This is a genomic window from Aminobacter sp. SR38, assembly GCF_014843375.1.
In the GTDB taxonomy this organism is placed as follows: domain Bacteria; phylum Pseudomonadota; class Alphaproteobacteria; order Rhizobiales; family Rhizobiaceae; genus Aminobacter; species Aminobacter ciceronei.
Window position 1 is genome coordinate 4,911,388 of record NZ_CP062112.1, and the last position, 24,361, is coordinate 4,935,748.

Here is a 24,361-nt window from a genome sequence, read left to right on the forward strand (position 1 = left end):
ATTTCTTTCGAACTGCGGATATTCCGTGATCACTCAGGCAGTCTCCGGCACCTTCACCTCCGGCATAGCGCCGATCAGCATGCGGGCGTACTCGCTTTTCGGGGCGTCGAAAATCTCGGCGCAGTCGCCCTGTTCGACGAGCTCGCCACGGTTGATCAGCGCCACCCGGTCGCAGAGATAACGCACGACGGCGAGATCGTGGCTGATGAAGAAATAGGTCAGGCCGAGGCGGTCCTGCAGCTCGCACAGCAGGTTGAGAACCTGCGCCTGAACCGAGACGTCGAGCGCCGACGTCGGCTCGTCGAGCAGCAGCAGTTCAGGACCCGAGGCGAGGGCGCGTGCGATGCAGATGCGCTGGCGCTGGCCGCCGGAGAATTCGTGCGGATAGCGGTGCAGGTGCTGCGGGCCCATGCCGACGAGCGAAAGCAGTTCTGCGGCGCGGTCGCTGCGCTGCCTGTTGGTCAGGCCGAGCGTCTCGTGGTGGATGACAAGTGGTTCCGTGACGATGTCGTAGACCGACATGCGCGGGTTGAGCGAGGCGTAAGGATCCTGGAAGACGATCTGGACGCGCGAGCGCAGGCGACGCAGTTCGGCGTCGGAGAGTTTGCCCAGGTCCTGGCCCTGCACGCGGATGCTGCCCGATGTCGGCGTTTCCAGATGCAGGATCGAACGGGTCAGCGTCGTCTTGCCCGAGCCGCTTTCGCCGACAAGGCCAAAGCTCTCGCCCTTGCGCACGCTGAGCGAGACGTTTTTCAGCGCATGGACCTCGGCTGAGGTGCCGAATATGCCGCGCCGTCCCGGGTAGATCTTCGAGACGTTGTCGATCTCAAGCATGATCTCAGTCATCGACGAGCGCCTCCATTTCGTTGACGCGGATGCAGGCGGCGGCATGGCTGTCGCCCACCGACACCAGGGGCGGCATGGCCGCCGTGCAGGCGGGTTGGGCAAACTGGCAACGCGGCGCGAAGCGGCAGCCCGGCGGCGGCGTGATCAGGTTCGGTACCGAACCTGCAAGGCCGCGAAGCTCGCCGCGCTTGGTTTCACGGGTCGGGATCGCCGACATCAGGGCGCGTGTGTAGGGATGGACCGGGTTGCCGATGACTGCTGCGACCGGCCCGCTTTCGACGATGTTTCCGGCATACATGACAGCGACATGGCTGCAGGTCTGGGCGACGACGCCGAGATTGTGGGTGATGAGCACGACGCCCATGTCGAAGTCGTTGACGCTGTTCTTGATCAGCCTGAGGATCTGCGCCTGGACCGAGACGTCAAGCGCCGTCGTCGGCTCGTCGGCGATCAGAAGGTCGGGGCGGCCGATCAGGGCCATGGCGATCAGAACGCGCTGGCGCATGCCGCCGGAGAACTGGTGCGGATAGTCGTCGAGCCGAGCCAATGCGTTGGGGATGCCGACGCGGGTGAGCATCTCGCCGGCCAGCTTGCGCGCGGCCTGGCGGCGTTCGCGCCGGCCGGCATCGGGCGAACAGCCGATGACATCAGGATCGCGGTCGGCGGCGGCCAGCGCCACGTCGACGAGCTGCTCGCCGATGCGGAAGGCTGGATTGAGATTGGTCGTCGGATCCTGGAAGATCATGCCGATGCGCTTGCCGCGCAGACGCTGCATCTCTGTCTGGCTGAGCTTGAGCAGGTCCTGGCCTTCGAGCAGGATCTCACCAGCAGTGTAATGTGCCGGCGGCGTCGGCTGCAGACGTGACACCGACAGGCCGGTGAGCGACTTGCCGCAGCCGCTCTCGCCGACGAGACCCCAGATCTCGCCCCGGTTCACGGTGAGGTTGATGCCGTTCAGCACATGCGCCCGGCCGTCGAAACTGGACATCCGGAGGTGCAGGTCACGGATCGAAAGGAGAGGTTGGGTCATCAGCGCCTCGCCTTCGGATCGAGGACGTCGCGCAGGCCATCGCCGAGCAGGTTGAAGCCGAATACGGCGAGGAACATCGCCATGCCGGGCGCCATCGCCGTCCACCAGTAATCGGGCATATAGGAGCGCGAGACGGACAGCAGCGTGCCCCATTCGGGCGTCGGCGGACGGACGCCGATGCCGATGAAGCCAAGGCCGGCGACGGTCAGGATGGCGAAACCCATGTCGAGCGACATCTTGACGATGATCGGCGAGACGACGTTGGGCAGGATGTGGCGGAACAGGATGCGCTTGGGTGTTGCGCCGAGGGCGCGGGCGGCGGTGACATAGACTTCCTCGCGCGCGGCGAGCACCTCGCCGCGCACCAGCCTCGCATAGCCAGGCCACCATGACAGGGCAATGGCGATGACCATGTTGCCGAAACCCGAGCCGAGGGCTGCGGCGATCGCCATGGCGAGGATCAGGCCGGGAATGGTCAAGGTGAGGTCGGTCAGCCGCATCAGCACCTCGTCGATCCAGCCGCGGGCAAAGCCGGCGACCGCACCGACCAGCGTGCCGATCACCGAGCCGATGAGGACGACGCCGAAGCCGGCGAGCACCGACACGGTGGTGCCGGCCATGACCAGCGACAGCACGTCCTGGCCGAGTTCATTGGTGCCGAAGGGATGGGCGACCGATGGCGGCATGAAGCGCGAAGCGGTGTCGACGCCGCCGGCGACATGTTCGGGATAGGGGGCGAGCACGGTGCCAAAGACGGTGAAGAAGATCACCGCCGCGACCATGACGGCGCCGAGCATCGACAGCTTGCTCTGTGAAAAGCGGAAGAAGGCGCGGCGCAGCCTGTCGCGGCGCGGCGTGGTGAAATCGTCCGCAATGTTGTGTTCGGTGGTGCTCATGAGTAGCGGACCTTGGGGTTGATGACGCCGTAGAGCAGGTCGATGACGAGATTGGCGAATACGAAGAGCAGGCCGATCACCAGGGCGACACCGATCACCGGCATCATGTCCTGCGAGACGATGGCCTTGGTGGCGTAGAGGCCGAGACCGGGCCAGTCGAAGACCGTTTCAACCAGCACGGTGCCGCCGAGCAGCCAGCCAAAATAGAGGCCGATCACGGTCAGCGTCGCCGAGACGGCGTTGCGCGCGACGTATTTGGTGATGATCTTGCGCTGCGGCAGGCCGAGCGCGCGTGCGGTCATCACGTAATCCTGCTGCATCACCTCGATCGTCGAGGCCCGCATCATGCGCATGATGGTGGCGAGCGGAGACAGCGACATGGCGATGGCCGGAAGCGCCAGGTGGCGCAGCGACATGAAGAAGGCGTTCCAGTTGCCGGCGATCAGGGAATCGATGGTCAGGAAGCCGGTGACGAAGCGCGGCGGGATGACGACGATCGGCAGGCGGCCGCCGAGCGGCAGCCACATCAGCCACATGGCAAAGCAAAGCTGCAGAAGCAAGCCGAGGAAGAAGCGCGGCATCGAGATCGCGCCGATGGCGCCGACCTGGGCCAGGTAGTCGGGCCAGCGATTGCGCCAGACGGCGGTGATGAGGCCGAGCGGGATGCCAACGGCAACCGCGATGAACATCGCTGCGAAAACGAGTTCGAGGGTCGCGGGCAGGTAGGCCTTGATATCGGCAGCGACGGGTCGGCGCGTCAGCAGCGAGGTGCCGAGGTCGCCATGCATCAGGCCGGAGACATAGCTGCCGTACTGCACCCAGACCGGCTTATCCAGGCCATACTCCACGGCAAGCGCTGCGATTTCGGCCTGCGTTGCGTTCGGACCTGCGGCGAGTGCCACCGGATCGCCCGGGAGGAGGCGAGCGATGGCGAACATGATGATCGTCAGTCCGACGATGACCGGAATGAGCAGCAGAAGCCGCCGCAGGATGAAATGCAGCATTGCCGATGTCCTTTGGTTGGAGCTTTGGCGGGCCCGAAGGCCCGCCAAATGTTCGACTTAGCCGAGCGACAGGCCCCAGGCCTCGATGGCATTGGAGGCGACCGGGGTGAAGTGATAGTCCTTCACGGTGTCGCGCATGGCGAGCTTGCGGCGCTCCAGCACGCCGAAGACGTCGGGGGCGTCCTCGACGACCTTCTTCTGGAATTCGCCATAGATCGCGACGCGCTTTGCCTGGTCGATTTCCTTGCGGCCGGCCTCGATGAGAGCGTCGACTTCGGCGTTCTTGTACACCGCGTTCTGCCATGCGCCGTTGCGCGACGAGTGGTAGGCCGCATAGGCGATGTTGTCGGGGTCGCCGTAGTTTGCCGTCTGGTAGACCGGGAACAGGTCGGGGAAGGTTTCCGGCGACTTGCAGGCGGTGACCATGTCGGGCCAGTTCATCGGCACGATCTCGAGGTCGATGTTCAGCTGCTTGAGGCTGTCGAGCATGATCAGCGCCCAGCGGCGCTGCTGCTCGAGACCCGAGACGTGGTACATCTTGAGCTTGAAGCCGCCTTCCGGCTTGGCCGACTTGGCCATGAACTCCTTGGCCTTGGCCATGTCGGTGCCATAGGCGGCAAGGTTGGCGTCGAAGCCGAGGATGCCCATCGGCAGCGGGCCTTTCATCAGGTCGGCATAACCCGCGGCGTCGAGGATCGCCTGGTAGTTGGTGGCGTAGGAGATCGCCTTGCGCAGGTTGATGTCGGCGCAGGGGCCGTGCTGGGTGTTCATCTTGATCGAGAAGGTGCGGTATTCCGGCTCGATGACGCTGACGACGCCCGAGGCGTCCTTCAGCGCGTCCATATCCTCGCTGGTGAGGTCGGTGGCGATGTGGGCTTCGCCGCGCTGGATCATCAGGCGCTGGGTGGCGGTTTCGCGGACGATCTGCCAGATCACGCCTTCGAGGTTGCCGCCGCTGGCCTGCCAGGCCTCAGGCGCGCGGGCCAGTTGATAGAGTGTGCCGACCTCGAAGCGGGCAACCGAGAATGGGCCGGAGCCGGCAGTATTGGTCATAAGATAGGTTTCGCCTGAATCACTGCCGAGATTGGCTTCGACCACCGCCTTCTCGACGATGAAGATCCAGGGCAGAACCTGCAGGAACGGCGCGAAGGGGGCGGTGAGCTTGAACTTGACCGTGCCGGCGTCGACGGCCGTCACGCCCTCGGCGGTGACGATATCACGAATCATCCAGGAGTTGCCCTTGGCGAGCTTCAGCGCACGGGCGAAGGAGTAGACGACGTCGTCTGCCGTAACGGCATTGCCGGAGTGGAACTTGGCGGCCTTGTTCAGGACGAAGGTGAATTCCGTGCCGTCGGGGCTGACCGTCCAGCTCTCGGCGATGCCGGGGGCGGGCACCGGCGGGTTGCCCGAGATGCGCACCAGCGGGTCATAGACGTTGCGCATGAAGAACGAGGCGGAATAGCCGGTCGCGGTGTGCGGGTCGAAATTGGGGATGTCCTGGCCGGCGGCGATGATCAGGACGCCGCCCGACTGGGCGAAGAGCTGACGCGGGAACACCGTGGTGGCGAGGCCGACGCCGGCGAGGGCCAGAAGGCCGCGCCGCGAGATGTTGAACTGGTCAGAGGTCATTGCATTGCTCCTGTCGAATGTCTGGTCGTCATTGCAAATGGGCGGCGCCAGTTGGCCGGGCGCCGCCGGATCTCGATGGGGCAGTCAGGCCCAGGCCACATTTTCCTGCGGTGCCACGGTGCCGGACGTTCCCGGTTCGTGGCGGTAGTTGAGCGCGACGTGGTCGGGCGTGACGAAGCCAAGCGCGAGGTCGCGGGAGATCGCTGCCGGGGAACGCTCGGCGGAGTTGCCGTAGCCGGAGCCGCCGGCGAGCACGAGCTCGACCACCTGGTCGGTCCGATGCAGCGACACCAACTCGCCGGTGCCGCAGTCGCGCAGCACGCGGCCGTCGGTGGAGAGCACCCGGCCGCGGGCACCACCGCCGGCCTGGCCGCCGAACAGGCCGTCGATCGGGTTGTCGACACCTTCTGGGTAGACGGAGACGAGCATCTCCAGTCCGTCCTCTTCGCGCTTGCGGAAGCGAACGACCTGGCCGAGGCCGCCGCGCATCTTGCCGGCACCGCCGCTGTCGGCGCGGAATGCCTTCTCCAGCACCAGCACTGGAACGCGGCTTTCCATCAACTCGATGGAGGTGTTGGCAGCCGAGGTCGGCCACAACAGCGAGGAGTGGCCGTCGCCGCGCTCGGAGCCGCCCTGGCCGCCGCCGCAGAAGAGCATGTCCGAATAGAACTGCCCGTCCTTGGTCTGGCCGTAGACGTTCGCCGCAACCGCAAGCCCGGTGAAGGATTGGACCATTTCGGGTGAGGCCGACGACAGGGCCGCGAAGATGTTCGGCGCGAGATACCAGCCGGTGCGGGTGCGCAGGTTCACCGCCGCCGGATATGTCGGATTCAGGATCGAACCTTCTGGTGCTGTCACCGTGAACGGGCGATAGCAACCGGCATTGCCGCGCACCGCAGGCGTCAGCATGCACTTCAGCGGGTAGGTCGCATGGGCTGCGGTATAGTTCAGCGTCGAGTTGAGACCACCCTGTGGCAACTGCGGCGGGGCGCCGTCGAAATCGACAGTGATGCTGTCGCCTTCGACCTTGACCAGGACGGGGTAAGTGATGGTCTCGCCGAGCGGATTGTTGGTGATGACCGAGCGGTACTCGCCATCGGGCAGTGCGCGGATTGCGTCGCGCATCGCCTTTTCCGACAGGCCCTGCACCACTTCGGCGAGGGCGCCGAGGTCATGCATGCCATAGTCATGCATGAAGGCATCGAGACGTTCCGCGCCGAGCTTGTTGGCTGCGACGAAGGAGAAGATGTCGCCCAGCACCTGTTCGCCGTTGCGGACGTTCTGGCGGATGAGCTGGATCAGGGTCTCGTTGGGCCGTCCCTCCTCGAAGATCTTCATCGGGGGGATCTGCAGGCCTTCTTCATAGATCTCGCGGGCATGCAGCGAGTCCTTGGTGCCGCCGATGTCGGAGACGTGGCCGACTGTGCCCATCAGGCCGACGAGCTTGCCATTGCGGAAGGCCGGCGTGACGATGGCGATGTCGAACAGGTGACCGGCGCAGAGCCACGGATCGTTGGTGATCAGCACGTCGCCGGGCTTCAGCGTCTCGGCCGGATAGCGCTCCAGCAGGGCCTTGACCGCGCGCGGCAGCGTCAGGTTGAACACCGGCATGGCGCGCGGGCTGTGGGCCAGCGTCTCGCCGTCCTTGTCGAGCAGCTCGCAGGCAAAATCCTGCGCCTCGGCGATGACGAGCGAGAAGGCGGTGCGGCAGACGGTAAGCCACATCTCCTCAACGACGTTGACGAGACGCGACCACATGATCTCGAGGCCGATCGGATCGCCCTTGATGCGGGCGACAGCCTCGGCGCGGGTCATGTCGTCGGTGACGAACGCATCGGCGGCCTTGAGCGCGCCGACCTGGACGCAGAGGTTCTGGCCGGCGTCGATCGTGACGCTGTCGGATGGGCCGACAACGGTTGTGGATTCACGCTCTTCGATGATTGCCGGACCCGCAATGGTGTCGCCGCTGCGCAGCGCGTAGCGATCGTAGACGGCCGTCTCGAACTTGCCTTCGTCGAACCAGCAGACGCGATGGCCCTTGATCCGAGCTGCAGTATCGCCGCCGCCGGTGGCGCCGGTGAGCGACAACTGCGGCGTCGGGCCGGCGACGCGGACGCGGAAGTTGACGGATTCGAAACGCGCGCCCTCGAAAGGCTCGGCGTAGCGGGCCGAGTAGGCGCGGACGAAGGCTTCGCGAATGGCTGGCAGATCGGCTTCGCCAAGAGTCGTCGTGGGCAGCGCCACGCTGATGTCGTGCATCTGGCCGACGAGGCGCATGTCGGCGCTGCGCTCGACAACAATGTCGCCTGCCGCGATGCCGGAGCGGGTCAGCTGGTGCCGTCCCTCGTCTTCGAGGGCGGTCAGCACGCCATTGACGGCGTCCGTGTCAAAGCCAGTCTTCAGCTCGACACGCAGCGACCGCACCCCCTCGAAGGACAGTGGGGCTGCAAGGAAGCCGAGGGCAGATGCCGCACCTGATGCCGGTGGGATCAGCACGGAGCTGATGCCCATGGCACGTGCCACGTCGACCGCATGGGCCGGACCGGCGCCGCCGAAGCCGACCATGGAGTATTCGCGCGGATCCTTGCCGCGTTCGACAAGGTGTACGCGGGCAGCCGAGGCCATGCTTTCGACCACCACCTTGTGGATGCCAAGCGCGGCTTCTTCGATGGTCAGGTTCAACGGTTCAGCCACCCGCGCAATCGCTGCACGTGCGGCCTCGAGGTCGAGCTTCATGCGACCGCCGAGGAAGAAGTTGGGGTCGTAATAGCCGAGCGTGAGGTTGGCGTCGGTGACCGTCGGCTGCTTGCCGCCCATGCCGTAGCAGGCCGGGCCCGGATCGGAGCTGGCGGAATGCGGGCCGACCTTCAGCAGGCCGACGTCGTCGATGGCGGCGATCGAACCGCCGCCGGCGCCGATCTCGATCATCTCGATGACGGGGGCCTTGATCGGCAGGCCGGAACCCTTGACGAAGCGGTGGACGCGCGCGGCTTCCATCATCGGCGAAATTTCGGCGCGGCCGTCTTCGATCATGCAGGCCTTGGCGGTGGTGCCGCCCATGTCGAAGGAAATGACGTCGGACAGGCCGGCAGCCTTGCCAAACAGGGCGGTAGCGAGACCGCCACCGGCCGGGCCGCTTTCGAGCAGCCGGATCGGGAAGTCGCGTGCGGTTTCCAGAGACATCAGGCCGCCGGCCGAATGCATCAGCCTGAGCGCGCCGGCAAAGCCAGCACCGCGCAGCGATTTCTCGAGCTTGGTCAGATAGCGGTGCATCAAGGGCTGCACGAAGGCGTTGGCGCAGGTGGTGACAATGCGCTGGTACTCGCCCATTTCGGCGACGACTTCGCTCGAGATCGAGACCGACAGCTCGGGGAAGGCGGCGCGGATGATGTTGGCGGCGCGGCGCTCATGCACCGAATTGGCATAAGAGTGCATGAAGGCGATGGCGACCGCCTCGCAGCCCTGCGCGACGAGCGCCTTGGCCGCCTGCAGGACCTGGGCTTCGTCGAGCGCGGTCTCCACCTCGCCCGAGGCATTCATGCGCTCGTCGACCTCGAGGCGCAGGTCGCGGCTGACCATTGGATCGGGGAAGGAGACGAACAGGTCATAGATGTCGTAGCGCTGCTCGGTGCCCATTTCGAGCAGGTCGCGGAAGCCGCGCGTCGTGATGAGACCGACCGGCGCGCCCTTGCGTTCGATGACGGCGTTGGTGACCAGCGTCGTGCCATGGACGATCTCGCCGACGTCGCTATGCTTGATGCTCTTGAGATCCAGCAGTTCCTGCAGGCCGAGCAGAGCCGCCTGGGACGGATCGTGTGGCGTGGTCAGGCGCTTGTGCAGCGTGACGGAATGGTTCTGGCTGTCATAGAGCACGAAGTCGGTGAAGGTTCCACCAATGTCGAACCCCACGCGCCAGCGGTTGGGCAGATCACTCATTACTGATGTCCTTTTCTTCAGATCCGGGGGGCGACGAAGGCGCTGTCGCCCAGGTCCTCGGCTATGCGGGCGGCCCCCTTGGCGAGGGCGGCAATCATCTCGTCACGGCCTTTGGTGTCGACGAGTGCGTGGGGGTAGACGATGCAGAGGCTGACGGCTTCGTCGGTGCGCGGATCGGCGACCGATATCGCGATGGCGTCGACGCCGGGCGTGGCTTCCTGGCTCGAATAGGCGAAGCCCTGGTGCCGCACTTTCGAAAGCTGCTCGCTCAGTTCATGCAAAGCGCTGTGCCCGGCATAGAGCGCATGCACTGCCTCCTCGCCAAGCCGCGCCAGCAGCGACCGACCGGTCGCACTGAGATGGGCAGGCAGGCGGCGGCCGATGTTGCTGACGACGCGGAGCGCGTTGGTGCCCTGGAAGTCGGCGACGGCAGTCACTTCCTTGCCGTCGCGCACCGAGATGTATCCGGTATGGCCAAAGGTGTTGCTGGCTTCGGCGACGACTTCGCTGGCGCGGCCGATCAGCAGCGAGGAACGGCGGTAGGCGGCGGCGAGATCGAGCATCAGCCGGCCTGGGCGATGCCGGTGACTGTCGCCGATCGTCTCCAGCATGTTCGCCTCCCGCATCGCCTTCAGCAGGCGCGACGCATTGGCTTTCGGCATGCCGAGCAGCCGCACGACGTCCGAAACCGTCAGGTCGGGACAGTCGTTTCCGAAGCACCTCAGCACGTCTGCGGCATTGTTCAGGACCGACATTGCTCCTCCGAGTCGTTCCATTAAATGGAACTCAAGTTCCACTTTATGCAACTAATGCTCTCGTCCTTGCATTCGGTCAAGCTAAAAAATGAGCCGACTTCGCGATGCCGCCAGGCAGGCGGCATCTCGGACCGAACAGGCAAAGCTCCGCCCGTCCCGACAGCCATGCCGGGATCGAGCGAAGTCCTCAGATCAAGAAATTGATTTTATTGGCGCGGCCGCGCTCAGGCGGCGCCGCGCACCTCGACGAGCCGGGCCAGCAGGCTGGCGCCGACGGGAAGAATCGTGTCGTCGAAAATGAACCCGGAATTGTGCAGCGGAACGGTTCCGCTATGCCCCAGATTGAAGAAAGCACCCGGGACGACGCGCAGCAGATCGGCCATGTCCTCCGATCCCATCGTCAGTTCCGCATTCGGCTGCGCCTTGTCGCCGACGATCTCATGGGCCACCTCGATCAGGTTGCCGACCCGCTCCGGATCGTTCGACAGCACGTCGAAGATGTTGCGGATGTCGGCTGTGATCTCGATTTCGTGGGCGAGCGCAAAGCCGGCGCAGAGTTTGCGGATGCGGTTTTCGATCATTACCCCGTCGGCCTCGTCGAAATAGCGGAAGGTGCCGCGCAGCACGGCGGTTTCCGGAATGACATTGTAGGCCGAGCCGGCATGGAACTGGGTCACGGAAACGACGGCCGGACGCGTCGGGTCCATGTTGCGCGAGACGATTTCCTGCATCTCCTTGATCAGGCCCGAGCCGATGGTGATTGGATCGCGGCTGGCCTGGGGCATGGCGCCGTGGCTGCCGCGGCCGTGGATCGTGATGTCGAAGAAGCTGGCGCCGGCCTGCGCCTTGCCCGGCCGGATCGTCAGCTGGGAATGGCCCTGGTAGGGCGAATTGTGCATGCCATAGAGCTCGTCGCAGGGGAAGCGATCGAACAGGCCGTCGCGCAGCATGGCGCGCGCACCGCCGAGACCTTCCTCCGCCGGCTGGAAGATCAGCACGGCGCGGCCGGCGAAATCGCGGTTGCCGGCGAGGTAGCGCGCAGCGCCAAGCAGCATGGTGGTGTGCCCGTCATGGCCGCAGCCATGGAACACGCCGGGGTTCTTCGAGGCGTAGGGCAGGTTGGTCAGTTCGTCCATCGGCAGCGCGTCCATGTCGGCTCGCAGGCCGATGCTGCGACCCGGACGAGTGCCCTCGATGACACCGACCAGGCCGGTGCCACCGATGCCGCGCTCGACTGAAACACCCCAGCTGGCAAGCAGATCCGCCACGCGTTGCGAGGTGCGATGCTCCTCGAAACCGAGTTCGGGATGCTGGTGGAAATCCTGGCGTATCGCGGTGAGATCTTGGGCAAACTGGGCAATCTGTTCAATCACAGGCATGGCGGACCGTCTTTCGTGGCTTTGGCCCGTCAGTGGCACTGGCGTCTTGTGAAGGCAAGCGTTTCGTCCTAGGCCTCGAAGATGTGAGCGGAGGCGCGGGTTGACAGGCCCATTGGCGCCGACACTCCAGATTGAACTGCCTGAAAGAGGAAATGATGTCAGTACAGACGATCGAGTCGATTGCGGAAGAAGCCGTGCAGTGGCGCCGCCACCTGCACCAGAATCCCGAGTTGCTGTTCGATCTTCCCGCGACGTCGGCCTTCGTCGCCGACAAGCTGAAGTCGTTCGGCTGCGACGAGGTCGTCACCGGCATTGCCAAGACGGGTGTCGTCGCGGTGGTGAAGGGAAAGCTGGGAGCCGGCCGCACCATCGGGCTGCGGGCCGACATGGATGCGCTGCCGATCGCCGAGCAGACCAACCTTGCCCATGCGTCGAAGAACCCCGGCAAGATGCATGCCTGCGGCCATGACGGCCACACGGCGATGCTGCTCGGCGCTGCGCGTCACCTTGCCTCGACACGGGACTTCGCCGGTACCGCCGTGCTCATCTTCCAGCCGGCCGAGGAGGGCGGCGCTGGTGGGCGCGTCATGATCGAGGAGGGGCTACTGGAGCGCTTCGGCATCGAGGAGGTGTTCGGCATGCACAACGAGCCGGGCCTGCCTGTCGGTTCCTTTGCCATCCGGCCGGGCCCGATGCTGGCCGCCGCCGATCGCTTCGTGGTCAAGCTGAACGGCAAGGGTTCGCATGCCGCTTCGCCGCATGAATCGCGCGATCCCGTGCTGATCGCTGCGCATCTGGTGACGGCGCTGCAATCGATCGCCTCGCGCAACGTCGACCCCTTCGATCCCGTCGTCGTCTCGGTGACCTATCTTGCCGGCGGCAGCGAGGCCGCACTCAACGTCATCCCTGAGCAGGCCGTCGTCGGCGGCACGATCCGAACGATCAATCCGCAGACGCGCAAGGCCGTCGAGCAGCGTTTCAAGGACATCGTCGCCAACACCGCGCGCCTGTTCGAAGCCCAGGCCGAGATCGACTGGCGCCCCGGCTACCCAGTGACCGTCAACGACCCGGAGATGACCAAGGTAGCGATTTCAGTCGCCTCTGATGTCGCCGGCGCCGACAAAGTCAACGGCAACTGCCAGTGCACGATGGGCGCGGAGGATTTCTCCTACATGCTCGAAAAACGGCCCGGCGCCATGATCTGGCTGGGCAACGGCGACTCCGCCGGCCTCCACAACCCCGCCTACGACTTCAACGACGGCGCGATCGTCCACGGTATCAGCTACTGGACGACACTGGTCGGCGAGAGACTGGTGAACCGCGGGTAGCCGATCGAGGGCGCTCGCAATTCTCCCCTTGAGGAGCAGCCGATGCCGACGAGCAACGCCGACCCAACTTCAGGAAGAAGGCCGGCGCCGACCCGCCGCTGAATGACGTTCCATGCAGTTGGTGTGCGCTTCGTAGGTTCGTTGAAGCTGGCCTGACTGGCATCAGACCAGATGCGCGATCTGGGCCCCGGCTTCATACCAGGCCTCGCGGCTTCGGCGGAACGGGGCGGGCGTGACGTCGGAGACCGGCAGCGGCAGCTCGGCGTATGTCTTCTCGCCCTTGATCAGCAGGGCGAGCTCGCGGCCGAACACCGTGCCGGGGGCGATGCCGCGGCCGTTGTAGCCGGAGAAGCCGACGGCGTTGGGACCGAATGTGTGAAGTCTCGGCAAGGCATCGCCGGTCATGCCGATCTGCCCATACCACTCGTGCTCGAAGGCAATGTCGCCAAGATCGGGATAGAGCCGGGACAGGGCACGGCGGGCCCAGGCCTTGTGGATGGCCGTGCCGGAGTAACGCAGCGCGCCGACGCTGCCGAACACCAGCCGCCCGGCGCGGTCCATCCGGAAGGAGGAGAGGACGGTCTTGGTGTCCCACACGCCTTCGCGCCCGGGCAGGATCTTGCGCAGCAGCTCCGGCGAGAGCGGCTTAGTGGCCAGGTTGAAATAGGGCAGGTGGACCTGCTCGGTGCGCACCATCTGCCACGGGCCGGTGCTGTAGGCATCGGTTGCGACAACGACCCAGTCGGCATCGACGCTGCCGCCTGAAGTGGTCAGGTGCCAGCGATTGTCCTTGCGCTCGGCTTTTGTGACGGGGCTGGACGTATGCAGCGTCACGCCCGCCTTGACCACGGCCGTGGCCAGCCCGCGGGCATAGGCCAGCGGCTGCAGTGTTCCGGCGCGCGCGTCATGCAGCGCGCCGAGATAGGCCGAGGTGCCGAGTCGTGCTGCCGTTTCCGTGGCGTCGAGCAGCTTGACCGGTGCGCCACGTTTTTGCCACTGCGCCTCGCGTTCCCTGATCTCGGCGAGGCCTGACGCGCCGACGGCGCAATGCAGCGTGCCGTTGCGCTCCAGCTCGCAGTCTATGCCGTGCCTGTCGATCAGCGCCATGACCGCAGCCGGCGCGTCGCCGAGCAGCTTGAGCAGCCGTTCGCCATGGTCGGGGCCGAGAGCCGAAGAGACGTCGTCAGGCGCGAGCCACAGGCCGGCATTGATCAGGCCGACATTGCGCCCGGCGCCGCCAAAGCCGATTTCCCTGGCTTCCAGCAGCACCACCCGGCAGCCGGCCTCCGCAAGATGCAGCGCGCAGGACATGCCGGTATAGCCACCGCCGACGATGACGACCTCGGCCGAAACATGCCCGTCGAGCGCTGTCGTTGCCGGTGCCGCCGGCGCCGTCGCTTCCCAAAGCCCATGCGAGCGCGGTCCATGGGAATGCGGCTTGTGAGGAGTGCTGAGCATCGGCAGACGTCCGTGGCTGCAGGTTGGCGGGAAGGGATTGGCCCGGGCATGACATCAAGCCGGGGCCATTCACGCCGCCCGCTTCTGCGGACGGCGCTTGAAATCACGTGGCTGCGGCGTGGCCGATGCCAGCGCCGCAACCGGTGTCGGCTTGCTCAGTCGATGTCGAAGCTGACGCCCTGGGCCAGCGGCAGCGCCCTGGAGTAGTTCACCGTGTTGGTGGCGCGGCGCATATAGGCCTTCCAGGCGTCCGAGCCGCTTTCGCGGCCGCCGCCGGTCTCCTTCTCGCCGCCGAACGCGCCGCCGATCTCCGCACCCGAGGTGCCGATGTTGACATTGGCGATGCCGCAGTCCGAACCCTCGACCGACAGGAAACGTTCGGCTTCCTGCAGGTCGAGCGTGAAGATCGACGACGACAGGCCGGCGCCGACCGCATTGTGCAGGTCGAGCACAGCATCGAAGTCGGAATACTTCATCACATAAAGGATCGGTGCGAAGGTCTCTTCCAGCACCGGACCTGTCTGGCCGGGCATCTCGACCAGTGCCGGCTTGACGTAATAGGCGCCGTCATGGCCCTGGTCGACGCGCATGCCGCCGGTGATCTCGCCGCCGGCCTCAGTCGCGTGCTTCAGCGCCTTCTGCATGCCGTCAAAGGCTGCCTTGTCGATCAGCGGGCCGACGAGGGCCGAACTCTCCAGCGGGCTGCCGACCGAGACGCTCTGATAGGCCTTCTTCAGCCGCGGCACGAGCTGGTCGTAGACGCTGTCATGGACGAACAGGCGGCGCATGGTGGTGCAGCGCTGGCCGGCGGTGCCCATGGCGCCGAAGGCGATGGCGCGCAGCGCCATGTCGAGATTGGCCGAAGGGCAGACGATGCCGGCATTGTTGCCGCCGAGCTCGAGGATGGCGCGGGCGAAACGTTTGGCCAGACGCGGGCCGACGTCGCGGCCCATGCGGGTCGAGCCGGTGGCCGAGACCAGCGGCACCTTGGGGTGGTCGACAAGCACCTCGCCGATGGCGCGGTCGCCGATCAAAAGCTGCGACAGGCCTGCGGGCGCATCAGCGCCAAAACGTTTTGCCGCACGTTCGAAGATCGCCTGGCAGGCAAGGGCGGTCAGCGGCGTCTTTTCCGACGGCTTCCAGACAACCGAATTGCCGCAGACAAAGGCAAGGGCTGCATTCCACGACCACACCGCAACGGGGAAGTTGAAGGCCGAGATGACGCCTGTGACGCCGAGCGGATGCCAGGTTTCCATCATGCGATGGCCGGGACGCTCGGTGGCAATGGTCAGGCCATAAAGCTGGCGCGACAGGCCGACGGCGAAGTCGCAGATGTCGATCATCTCCTGGACTTCGCCGAGGCCCTCGGAGGCGATCTTTCCGACCTCGATCGAGACCAGGCGGCCGAGATCGGCCTTTGAAGCGCGCAGCTCCTCGCCGAGCAGGCGGACAAGCTCGCCGCGCTTCGGCGCCGGCACGTTGCGCCAGGCTTTGAAGGCGGCATCGGCGCGGGCAATTACGGCTTCCGCCTCGGCTGATGAGATCGACTTGAGCGCGCCGATCTGGTCGCCCGTCACCGGGCTGCGCACGATCAGGTCGCCGCCGGTGAAGGCAGCTGACGCAACGCCAAGCCGCTCCAGAAGAGCGGCGGTTTCTTTTGCTATGGTCATTTTCTTGTCCTTTTGTTTGTCGGGTTCATTGTGGCGCTGTACGCCATGATCAGCCCAGCCGTGCGGTGCCGATCGGAGCGGGGGCGACCGCCTGTTTCAGCTGCGCGGCCATCGATTTCAGTTTTTCCGTCGTGTAGCGGTCGTAGAAACGCTGGTTGCGGCGTCCAAGTCCGTGTTCGGCGCTGAAGCTTGCGCCATGCTCCTCGACGGCAACCGAGATCACCCGCTCGCGCAACGCCTCGGCGGTTGCCATGTCGTTCGTCCCGTCCGCCAGCTTCGGCACGACTAGATTGAAATGCACGCCGCCGTCGCCGACATGGCCGAAATCGCAGATGGCGACAGCGGGGAATTCCAGGGCCAGCAGGTCGCTCATGTGCTGGCGGAAGCGCATCAGCTCGCCGCGGCGGAATGACAGGTCGAGGCCGACGACATAGCCCGACGACTTCACACCTTCGGACAGAGCGTGGCGCAGCGCCCACATTTCGTGCACGGGACCGACGAAGGCGTCGCCCAGCGGCTCCTCCGGCAGGCTCCATATGTCTGCCAGCACCTCTTCGAGCACGGCGTCGAGCTGCTGCTCGGCCGCGCGTGGCAGCCATGACCTGGAAACCTCGGCGAGGATGACGAAATCGGGCACGGCCCCGCCGGGGAATGGATTGCGCAGCGCTTCGACATGGGCGAGCGTGCGGGTGATCGCTGCGCCCGACATGCCTTCGAAGGCGCTGAGATAGGTGCCTAGGCGCACTTCCATGGCGTTGAGCAGGACCGTCACATGCTCGGGTGAACGCGGTACCAGATAGGCGGTCGCCACCTGCTGCGGCAGCCTTTCCAGGTTGAAGATGCATTCGGTGACGACGCCGAACGCGCCCGCCGTGCCGATGAAATGCTGCTTCCAGTCGACGCCGGTGTTGTCCTTGCGCAGGCCTGCGCCGAAATCGACAACGGTGCCGGCGTCGTCGCCGAGCACCACCTTCATGCCCAGCGTGTTGCGGCGGACGTCGCCGAAGCGCAGGAAACGCGCCCCGCCGGTGTTGCTCGCCACCATGCCGCCTGCCATCGGGTCGGCGCCAAGATCGATCGGGAAGAACAGGCCGTGCGGTTCGAGCCGAGCGTTGATTTCGGACAAGCGGAAGCCGGCGTCGACGCGCAGGCTGCGGTTGTCGAAGTCGAGCTCGAAGGTGGAGCGCAGGCGGTCGAGGCTCAGCACGCCCTGGGTGCCGGTGGCGTCGGGCGTCGAACCGGCGACCAGCCCGGTATTGCCTGACTGCGGCACCAGCGCGATGGCATGGCGGGCGCAATAAGCGACGACGGCCGAGACGGCCTCGGTCGAGGCCGGGCGTGCCACGAAGGCTGCGCGGCCGCTATCATAACGCGCGCCCCTTTCGTAGCCGGCCATGTCGGCTTCTGCGGTCAGTAACCCGCCTGCGCCGAGCAGGGCGCCGAGAGTGTCGATGTGTTCGCGCGCCAGCATCAAGCCGCGTCCGAAAACGCCTTCAGCGCGGCTAGGCAGCGCTCGATCGATGCCCGTTCGATGCCGGCATAATGCTCGAACTCGTTGAGGACGGAGGCCCCCAGGGCTTTTTCGAACAGGCGCTGGTTGGGGCTGGCGGTGAACTCCTGCACAGCGTCGTCACCCAGGTTGGACTGGAAGATGCCGGCGGCCGAGACCGGCAGGAAGTCCTCGTAGACAATTGCGTCGAAACGCACCGCACCGGCGGCGATCAGGCTTTCGATGTCGCTGCCGCGCGCACCGGCGACTGCGTCGTCGACGGTGTAGAGGAAATAGCCGAGGCCGGCCTTGCGGATGGCGTTCCAGTCGTCAGGGAATTCGGCAAAGCTCCGAGTGAGTGCTACGCGGTAGGCGTCCGCATTCGAACCGTCCGGGGCAGGGCGCACCGAGGCGCGAGCCTGGTTCAAAAGCTTGTCGTAAAGGCGTCGACCCTTGGGCGTGAGCGCTATGCCGCGCTGCTCGATCTCGCCGAAGCGCGCGGTGTGCGAGCCTGTCTGGAGCTTGCCGTTTTCGTCGGGAAACGACACGCGCTCCTCGATGGCCTTGAACGACGTCTGGCGCAGCAGGATGGGGCAAGCGCGGCTGGGCGGCCCCTCGACGACGGCCTTGGGAACGATGCCGCGCGATGGCATCTGGTCCTGCACGGCGTCGATATCAAGCGTGCGCGGCGTCAGATGGTTGATGTGCGGGCCCTTGAACGAGACCACGTCGGCGATCAGCCGGTGCGCATCGTGCAGCCTGGCATAGAGCGCCTGGTCGACGCTTGCCTCGCTGTGCCAGCGGAACGTGTCGAGCACTTCAGTGACGAACAGTCCGGCGTCCTCCTGCGACAGGCCACCGTCACGTTCAGCCTTGTCGACGAGTGCCACGGCCGCGTCGGAAAAGATCTGCCGGCGGGCCAAGGTCTGTTCGGCGGTGGCGCGCAGGCCTTCGTCGGCGATCAGGTCGAGCCGCAGCAGCGAGGTGAACACCCGGAACGGGTTGATGTTGAGCGCGGTCTCGCCGACCGGCCGGAAGGCGGTGGAGTGCACCGGCACGCCGGCTTCGCTGAGATCGTAATAGCCGACCGGGAGCATGCCCATGACGGCGAAGACACGCCGCATCATGGCGAGCTCGGCTTCGGTTCCGAGGCGGATGGCGCCGTGGCGCTCCTCGCTGATGCGGGCGAGCGTCTCTGTCGCTTCCAGGCTGGCGCGCAGCGCCGGCTGGCTGGCGAGGGTGGCTTCGTTGACGTCGGCGACCAGGGCCATCAGCGTGCCATAGGCGGGCACTTCATCGCGGTACATCGCCGACATGGCGGCCGAGAAGGCGGCGCGGATGGCATCGGGCGACAAGAAGGGAGACGGAGACATTCGAACCCTCTGTTTCACGTTCGGCATGGGCGACTTCATGCGAGAACAATGCTATATACGGTTCTGTCGGCGCTGAATTGCGCTGAATCCATCTAGGTTGATGCGGAAACCGAATGACTGCTGCGCGCACGCTCCTTCCCGACCTGGGCAAGCTGCAGGCCTTCGAGGCCGCTGCCCGCCATGGCAACGTCACGCTGGCAGGGCGCGAGCTCAACCTCTCGCAAAGCGCTGTCAGCCGGCAAATCCGCGATCTCGAGGCCCAGCTCGGCCTGCTGCTGTTCGAGCGGGTGCGCCAGCGCGTGGTGCTGTCGGCGGCCGGTCAGAAATTCCTGCCCGACGCGCGCAAGCTGCTTGAGCAGGGCGAGGCGGCGATGCTGAGGGCGATGGCCAGTTCGGGCGTATCGCTGCTCAGCCTCGCCACCTTGCCGACCTTCGGCAGCCGCTGGCTGGTGCCGCGGCTGCCGGGCTTCCTGAAAACCCATCCCGGCATCGCGCTCAACGTGGTGTCGCGCGCCGAGCAGTTCGACTTGGAGGAACAGGGGTTTGACGCAGCGATCCATTACGGCCAGCCGGTCTGGGCCAATGCCGTGTGCCGCTATATCTGCCGCGAAGTGATCGTGCCGGCGGCCAGTCCGGAGTTTCTCGCAGGCCACGACATCGGCTCGCCCGAAGCGCTGGCGCATGCGCCGCTGCTCAACATGGCGACGCGACCAAAGGCCTGGGCCAACTGGTTCCAGGCCGCCGGCGTCGAGGCGCAAGGCGCCTATCAGGGCCATCGCTTCGACCAGTTCACCATGTTGATCGAGGCGGCGGTTGCCGGCCTGGGGGTGGCGCTGCTGCCGCGCTATCTCGTCGAAAGCGAGCTGCGCGACGGCAAGCTGCAGGTCGTTCTCGATATGCCGCTGCAGACCGAAAAGAGCTACTACTTCGTGGTTCCCGAACGAAAGGCGGCGGGCCAGCTGACCAATCAGCTGTTCGACTGGATCCTGGGGCAGGTGACGCCAGAGGATTGAAGCAACAAGGCTTGGGCACTTCGGCTAGTCGCCGACATAGCCGGTGATCTTGCCGTGCAGTTCCGAGACCTTGTTCATGCGACCTTCGATCGCGACGCCGAGTTCGTTGAAGATGCCGTTGATCAAGAGGTTGCCGAGGCTGGCCATCTGCGCTGTCGATTCCCAGAACATGCCGAATTCGGTGGGCACGACGAACATTTCGTCGGCAAGGTCGCGGCCCCAGTCGCAGAAGGCGTCGGTGACCAGCGTGATCGGGATCTTCGCCTTTTTGGCTTCCTGCGCCAGCAGGAGGTTCAGGCGCGAATAGCGGCGGGCCTCGAAAATCACCAGGCATGTCGATTTGGATGGGCTCAGCAAGATCTCCGAAAAGTTGCCGCCGGCAATGTCGGCGAGCTGGACGCCTGGGCGGAGATACTGCAGCTGGTTGGCGAAGTACTGGGCGATGCCGCGCTCCGTCTGGAAGCCGGCGACGAAAAGCTGCGGCGAGGTGGCCAGGCGCTTGACGGCGCGGGCCCATTCCTTGGTGTTGGCGAGCTCGTAGATCCTCAGCAACGCCGCGATCTCCAGCTCCAGACTCCGGGCGAGGGCATCGCCGTTCTGGCTGCGGTCGCGGAACTCCTTCAGGCGGTCGCCGGCCAGCCAGGGCTGGGCGCCAATGTTGTCGCGGAGATCCTCCTTGAGGTCCTTGAAGCGGGCGTAACCCAGCGTCCGGCAGAAGCGCCCGACAGTCGGCTCGCTGACGCCGACCTTGGCGGCTAAGGTTGCCGAGGTCTCGAACGGCACGCCGTTGAGGTTTGCCAACATGTAGTTGGCAAGCGCCTTCTCGGCATTGGTGGCGGTAGCCAGGCTTTCGACCAGCCTGCGGCGAACCGATTCCGTCATTTTGCTCTCCCTGTGCGGGGCGGGATTTCTTGTAAGAATTCTATCACAGAATCGATTGACGTTTGTTTTTTTTCAAAATAGCTTGAACGCACCCTCGTTGAGGAGCGGGGAAGAAAAATGTTGCTGAGCCGCTGGATATTGCCAGTAACGCTCAGCAACCGGGAGGAAACGACGCGCATCTGGCTCAGGTCATATGACCATGCCACATCGCGAATTCTTGTCTGTTGTCGAGAAAATGCTGCTTCCGCGGCATGGCTGGCTTTTGCCGATTTTCCAAGGGGAGGTTGAACATGAATCGACGTGGGTTTCTTGCTTCGGTATCGGTGGTCACGCTGGCTGCGGGCCTCGGCCTGGCTGGGGGATATTCGGCGCGAGCATCAGAACCGGAGGCCGTGTTTGCTCTCGGCAGTGCCGAAATCGGCGCCCCTCATCACGATCCAATTCGCGCCACCTTGCTCAGCACCGTCGCGACCCTGATCTACGACCGGCTGATCGAGCAGGATGTCGACCAGAGCTATCATCCCCACCTCGCCGAATCCTGGGAGAACAGTCCCGACGGTATGAACTGGACCTTCAAGTTGCGGCAAGGCGTTCGCTTTCATGATGGTGAACCGTTCAATGCCGCGACCATAGCGTGGTGGATCCCCAAGTTCAAAGGCAGCCCGAACGAGTACCTTGTCGACGCCGTCGACCGTGTCGAGGTCGTCGACGACTATACTGTTCGCTTCGTCATGAAGCGGGCGGAGCCAAATCTGATCTACAATCTGGCATCGTCCTTCATGGGCATCCCGTCTCCTAAGGCCTACGACGCGGCCGGCGACAATTTTGGCGTGACCGAGGCCGTCGGAACCGGACCCTTCATGTTCGAGAGCTTTGCCGTCGGACAGGAAACCGTGCTGGTCGCCAATGAGGACTACAGCTGGGGCAGCGACCTCTCGAACAACAAGGGAGCCCCGCACGTCAAGCGGCTGACCCTGCGCGAAATTCCCGACGCCTCGACGGCCTTCCTCGAACTGAAGACAGGCGGCGTCGGCTTGCTGCTCGGCGTGCCGGACCAGTTCCTGCCGCAACTTCAGGCAGAAGAGATGTTGGACTTCCGGAGTCTGCCTGGCTTCGGGATCACGTATCTCGCGTTCAACACCCGAGCCGAGCCGTTCGGCGACGCCGCCGTGCGCCAGGCAACCGCATTGGCGGTCGACCAGGGCGCGATCCTAAAGAGCGTCTTCAACGGCATAGGCCTCGAAGCGCATCAGTTCCTCATCAGCACGCTGGTGGAATCGAAGATCGATCCCAAGCTGGAAATCCACCACGACCTGGCCAAGGCCAACGAGCTTCTGGACAAGGCCGGCTGGCAGCGAGGTGATGACGGCATCCGGGTCAAGGACGGCAAGCCGCTGAAGATCAAGCTGACGGCGCAGTCGGAGACGGCGATCAAACGTACTGCCGAGATCGTCCAGGCGCAGCTCAAGGCAATCGGCATGGTTGTCGAGATCGACATCTTCGACAGCACGACGGTCGTCGACCAGCTCAAGAAGGGCCAGCATCAGCTCGCGGTGCGTCAGTATGGCTGGAACAACGCCGACATTCTCGATTGGTTCTTCAGCACCACCAACATTCCCTATCCGAACTCCTCCGGGTGGCAGGACGAGAAATCGCAGGAGCTTCGCAACGTCGCCATGCAGCAGTCGAAGACGCAGGACGAGCGGGTGGCCAATTTCAGGAAGTATCAGGAGAACCTGATCGGCAACTTCCTGTTTGTACCGATCCACGAGCCGGTTCAGAACTACGCGTTCAACAAGACCATGCTCGATGTGCCGGCAAAGCTGCGTGGCACGCAGCTGGTGCAGGCAACGGCCGTCGACATCAAGGTCATTGGCTGAGCGGGTCGGCAGAACGTCATGATCGGCTTCACCTTGAGGCGGCTCGTCCTGCTGCTGCCTGTCTTCTTTGTCGTCTCACTGGTGGTGTTCTTCATCATCCATCTGGTGCCGGGTGACCCCATCGACAATCTCATGCGCGCCGGCTCGACGCCGGAGCAGCGCCTGCAGATTGCGGCGAAGTACGGTCTCGACCGCAGCCTGGTCGAGCAATATGTCACCTGGATGGGGCGGCTGCTGACCGGCGACCTGGGCACCTCGATCATCCAGGGGCGCCCGGTCAGCGCCCTGATCGCCCGGAACCTGCCCTACAGCCTCGAGCTGGGCATCGCAGCACTACTGTTTTCGACGCTGACCGGCATCGCCGCCGGCGTGATCGCGGCGAGCTATCAGGGCACCCGCGTCGACGACTCGATCACCGGCTTTATTCTGCTCGGCTCGACGGTGCCAAGCTTCTGGCTCGGCCTGCTGCTGATCCTTGTCTTCGCGGTCTGGCTCGGCTGGGTCCCGGTGTCGGGCGCGCGCGGCTGGAGTTCGCTCATCCTGCCGACCATCGCCGCCGGCCTCGGCGGTATCGCACTCGTGGCCCGCGTTACGCGGATCGCCATGATCGAGACCTCCAGGCAGGATTTCGTGACACTGCTGCACGCCAAGGGGCTGCCGCCCTTCATCATCCAACTGCGGCATGTGCTGCGCCACGCCATGGTTCCGGTCGTCACCATCCTCAGCCTGCGCATCGGCTGGGTTTTGGGAGGCGCCGTGACGATCGAATATGTCTTCGCCCGTCCCGGCCTCGGCTCGCTGCTGATCCGGGCGCTCAATCAGCGAGACTACCCGCTGGTTCAGGGCTGTCTTCTCATGCTGGCCATGGCCGTCATCATCGGCGCCCTGATCGGCGACATCGTCCAGGCGGCGATGGATCCACGCCAGCGCGAGGCACGGGCATGATCAGACACCGTGCATTGGCAATGCTCAAGGCCGTCTCGACCTTCAAGGGCGGCATATCGGGAGCGTTTCTGCTGCTTCTGGTCATCGGCGCGCTGTTTGCGCCGTGGCTGTCGCCATATCCCTACGACCAGCAGGACCTGGGCATCATGAACCAGGCGCCGTCGCTGACGCATCTGTTCGGCACCGACGAGTTCGGACGCGATGTGCTGTCGCGGATGATCACCGGGGCCCGCACCTCGCTCTCGGTCAGCATCACAGCGATCGGCATCTCCGTGGCGCTCGGCCTCGTCCTCGGCGCCACCTGCGGTTATTTCGGCGGCACCTTCGACCGCATCGTCATGACGGTGATCGACCTGACATGGTCGTTCCCAGAAATCCTGATCGCGCTGATGCTGGTGGCGATCATCGGGCCCGGGCTGGAAGGCGTGGTGATCGCCATCGCCATCGCCTACCTCGCGCAGTTCACCCGACTGACGCGAACCCAGATCATGTCGCTGAAGAGCGAAACCTACATCGAGGCGACAATCGGTCTGGGCGCCGGCCACGCCCACGTCCTGTTCTCGCATCTCCTGCCCAACGCGCTGGCGCCGGTGCTGGTGGCGGCGATGCTGGCAACCGGCGATGCGATCATTCTCGAGGCAACTCTCGGCTTCTTCGGTCTGGGCGCCCAGCCGCCTACACCGAGCTGGGGCGCAATGATGAGTTCCGGCACGGCCCAGCTGTTCATTGCGCCTTGGGTGATTCTGCTTCCCGGTCTCGCCGTGGCGCTGACGGTCGTCTTCATCAACCTGTTCGGCGACGCGGTGATCGCTGCGCTCGATGTCCGCGCGAAGTTCAGGGAGGCGTAA

At 65.0% G+C, this 24,361-nt stretch carries 18 protein-coding genes; 5 read left to right on the top strand and 13 right to left on the bottom strand.

The window, feature by feature from the left end; translation table 11 throughout:
• Window positions 1-33 precede the first annotated feature (33 nt).
• The 8 genes from IG197_RS24120 to IG197_RS24155 all read right to left on the bottom strand — a co-directional run bounded on the left by IG197_RS24120 (window position 34) and on the right by IG197_RS24155 (window position 11,475).
• Entirely contained in the window at window positions 34-846 is an 813-nt protein-coding gene (locus tag IG197_RS24120; RefSeq protein WP_067960040.1) for an ATP-binding cassette domain-containing protein, read from the bottom strand.
• Window positions 839-1,876: an ABC transporter ATP-binding protein gene (locus tag IG197_RS24125; protein ID WP_192315375.1), complete on the bottom strand. Its 1,038-nt coding sequence runs from the start codon at window positions 1,874-1,876 to the stop codon at window positions 839-841. Before IG197_RS24125 ends, IG197_RS24120 begins: the two co-directional genes overlap by 8 nt.
• Complete coding sequence (locus IG197_RS24130) at window positions 1,876-2,772, bottom strand: ABC transporter permease (RefSeq protein WP_192315377.1); 897 nt, start codon at window positions 2,770-2,772, stop codon at window positions 1,876-1,878. The genes IG197_RS24125 and IG197_RS24130 overlap by 1 nt, the downstream gene beginning before the upstream one ends.
• The gene (locus IG197_RS24135; RefSeq protein ID WP_192315379.1) at window positions 2,769-3,776 is read right to left on the bottom strand and encodes an ABC transporter permease; all 1,008 of its coding nucleotides are present in this window, start codon (window positions 3,774-3,776) and stop codon (window positions 2,769-2,771) included. The genes IG197_RS24130 and IG197_RS24135 overlap by 4 nt, the downstream gene beginning before the upstream one ends.
• A 57-nt stretch (window positions 3,777-3,833) precedes the next feature.
• Window positions 3,834-5,405 (bottom strand): ABC transporter substrate-binding protein, encoded by a 1,572-nt coding sequence (locus tag IG197_RS24140; protein ID WP_192315381.1) that lies wholly within the window; start codon window positions 5,403-5,405, stop codon window positions 3,834-3,836.
• Between the two features lie 84 nt (window positions 5,406-5,489).
• Window positions 5,490-9,341: a hydantoinase B/oxoprolinase family protein gene (locus tag IG197_RS24145; RefSeq protein ID WP_192315382.1), complete on the bottom strand. Its 3,852-nt coding sequence runs from the start codon at window positions 9,339-9,341 to the stop codon at window positions 5,490-5,492.
• 17 nt (window positions 9,342-9,358) lie between these two features.
• Window positions 9,359-10,096 carry an IclR family transcriptional regulator gene (locus tag IG197_RS24150; protein ID WP_067960057.1) on the bottom strand — a complete coding sequence of 246 codons (738 nt, stop codon included), beginning with the start codon at window positions 10,094-10,096 and terminating at the stop codon, window positions 9,359-9,361.
• Between the two features lie 224 nt (window positions 10,097-10,320).
• Window positions 10,321-11,475 carry a M20 aminoacylase family protein gene (locus tag IG197_RS24155; RefSeq protein WP_192315384.1) on the bottom strand — a complete coding sequence of 385 codons (1,155 nt, stop codon included), beginning with the start codon at window positions 11,473-11,475 and terminating at the stop codon, window positions 10,321-10,323.
• 152 nt (window positions 11,476-11,627) lie between these two features.
• Here IG197_RS24155 and IG197_RS24160 point away from each other — a divergent pair, with 152 nt between their 5' ends.
• Window positions 11,628-12,803 (top strand): M20 aminoacylase family protein, encoded by a 1,176-nt coding sequence (locus tag IG197_RS24160; RefSeq protein ID WP_192315386.1) that lies wholly within the window; start codon window positions 11,628-11,630, stop codon window positions 12,801-12,803.
• Window positions 12,804-12,965: 162 nt separating this feature from the next.
• Here IG197_RS24160 and IG197_RS24165 read toward each other — a convergent pair whose 3' ends face one another.
• From IG197_RS24165 to IG197_RS24180, 4 genes are all read right to left on the bottom strand, one after another.
• Complete coding sequence (locus IG197_RS24165) at window positions 12,966-14,261, bottom strand: FAD-binding oxidoreductase (protein WP_192315388.1); 1,296 nt, start codon at window positions 14,259-14,261, stop codon at window positions 12,966-12,968.
• Between the two features lie 155 nt (window positions 14,262-14,416).
• Entirely contained in the window at window positions 14,417-15,931 is a 1,515-nt protein-coding gene (locus IG197_RS24170; protein ID WP_192315390.1) for an aldehyde dehydrogenase family protein, read from the bottom strand.
• A gap of 49 nt (window positions 15,932-15,980) precedes the next feature.
• On the bottom strand, window positions 15,981-17,402 hold the full coding sequence (locus IG197_RS24175; protein ID WP_067960076.1) for an FAD-binding oxidoreductase: 1,422 nt from the start codon (window positions 17,400-17,402) through the stop codon (window positions 15,981-15,983).
• Complete coding sequence (locus IG197_RS24180; RefSeq protein WP_192315392.1) at window positions 17,402-18,793, bottom strand: VOC family protein; 1,392 nt, start codon at window positions 18,791-18,793, stop codon at window positions 17,402-17,404. The genes IG197_RS24175 and IG197_RS24180 overlap by 1 nt, the downstream gene beginning before the upstream one ends.
• A 113-nt stretch (window positions 18,794-18,906) precedes the next feature.
• Here IG197_RS24180 and IG197_RS24185 point away from each other — a divergent pair, with 113 nt between their 5' ends.
• Window positions 18,907-19,806: a LysR family transcriptional regulator gene (locus IG197_RS24185; protein WP_192315394.1), complete on the top strand. Its 900-nt coding sequence runs from the start codon at window positions 18,907-18,909 to the stop codon at window positions 19,804-19,806.
• A gap of 24 nt (window positions 19,807-19,830) precedes the next feature.
• Here IG197_RS24185 and IG197_RS24190 read toward each other — a convergent pair whose 3' ends face one another.
• The gene (locus IG197_RS24190) at window positions 19,831-20,688 is read right to left on the bottom strand and encodes a MurR/RpiR family transcriptional regulator (RefSeq protein WP_067960085.1); all 858 of its coding nucleotides are present in this window, start codon (window positions 20,686-20,688) and stop codon (window positions 19,831-19,833) included.
• Between the two features lie 290 nt (window positions 20,689-20,978).
• Between IG197_RS24190 and IG197_RS24195 the strand changes: the two genes are divergently transcribed.
• The 3 genes from IG197_RS24195 to IG197_RS24205 are packed head-to-tail and all read left to right on the top strand — an operon-like array spanning window position 20,979 to window position 24,361.
• Window positions 20,979-22,568 carry an ABC transporter substrate-binding protein gene (locus tag IG197_RS24195; protein WP_210283691.1) on the top strand — a complete coding sequence of 530 codons (1,590 nt, stop codon included), beginning with the start codon at window positions 20,979-20,981 and terminating at the stop codon, window positions 22,566-22,568.
• A gap of 18 nt (window positions 22,569-22,586) precedes the next feature.
• Window positions 22,587-23,513 carry an ABC transporter permease gene (locus IG197_RS24200; RefSeq protein ID WP_154386365.1) on the top strand — a complete coding sequence of 309 codons (927 nt, stop codon included), beginning with the start codon at window positions 22,587-22,589 and terminating at the stop codon, window positions 23,511-23,513.
• A complete protein-coding gene (locus tag IG197_RS24205; protein WP_192315396.1) occupies window positions 23,510-24,361 on the top strand; it encodes an ABC transporter permease in 852 nt (283 codons plus the stop codon). Before IG197_RS24200 ends, IG197_RS24205 begins: the two co-directional genes overlap by 4 nt.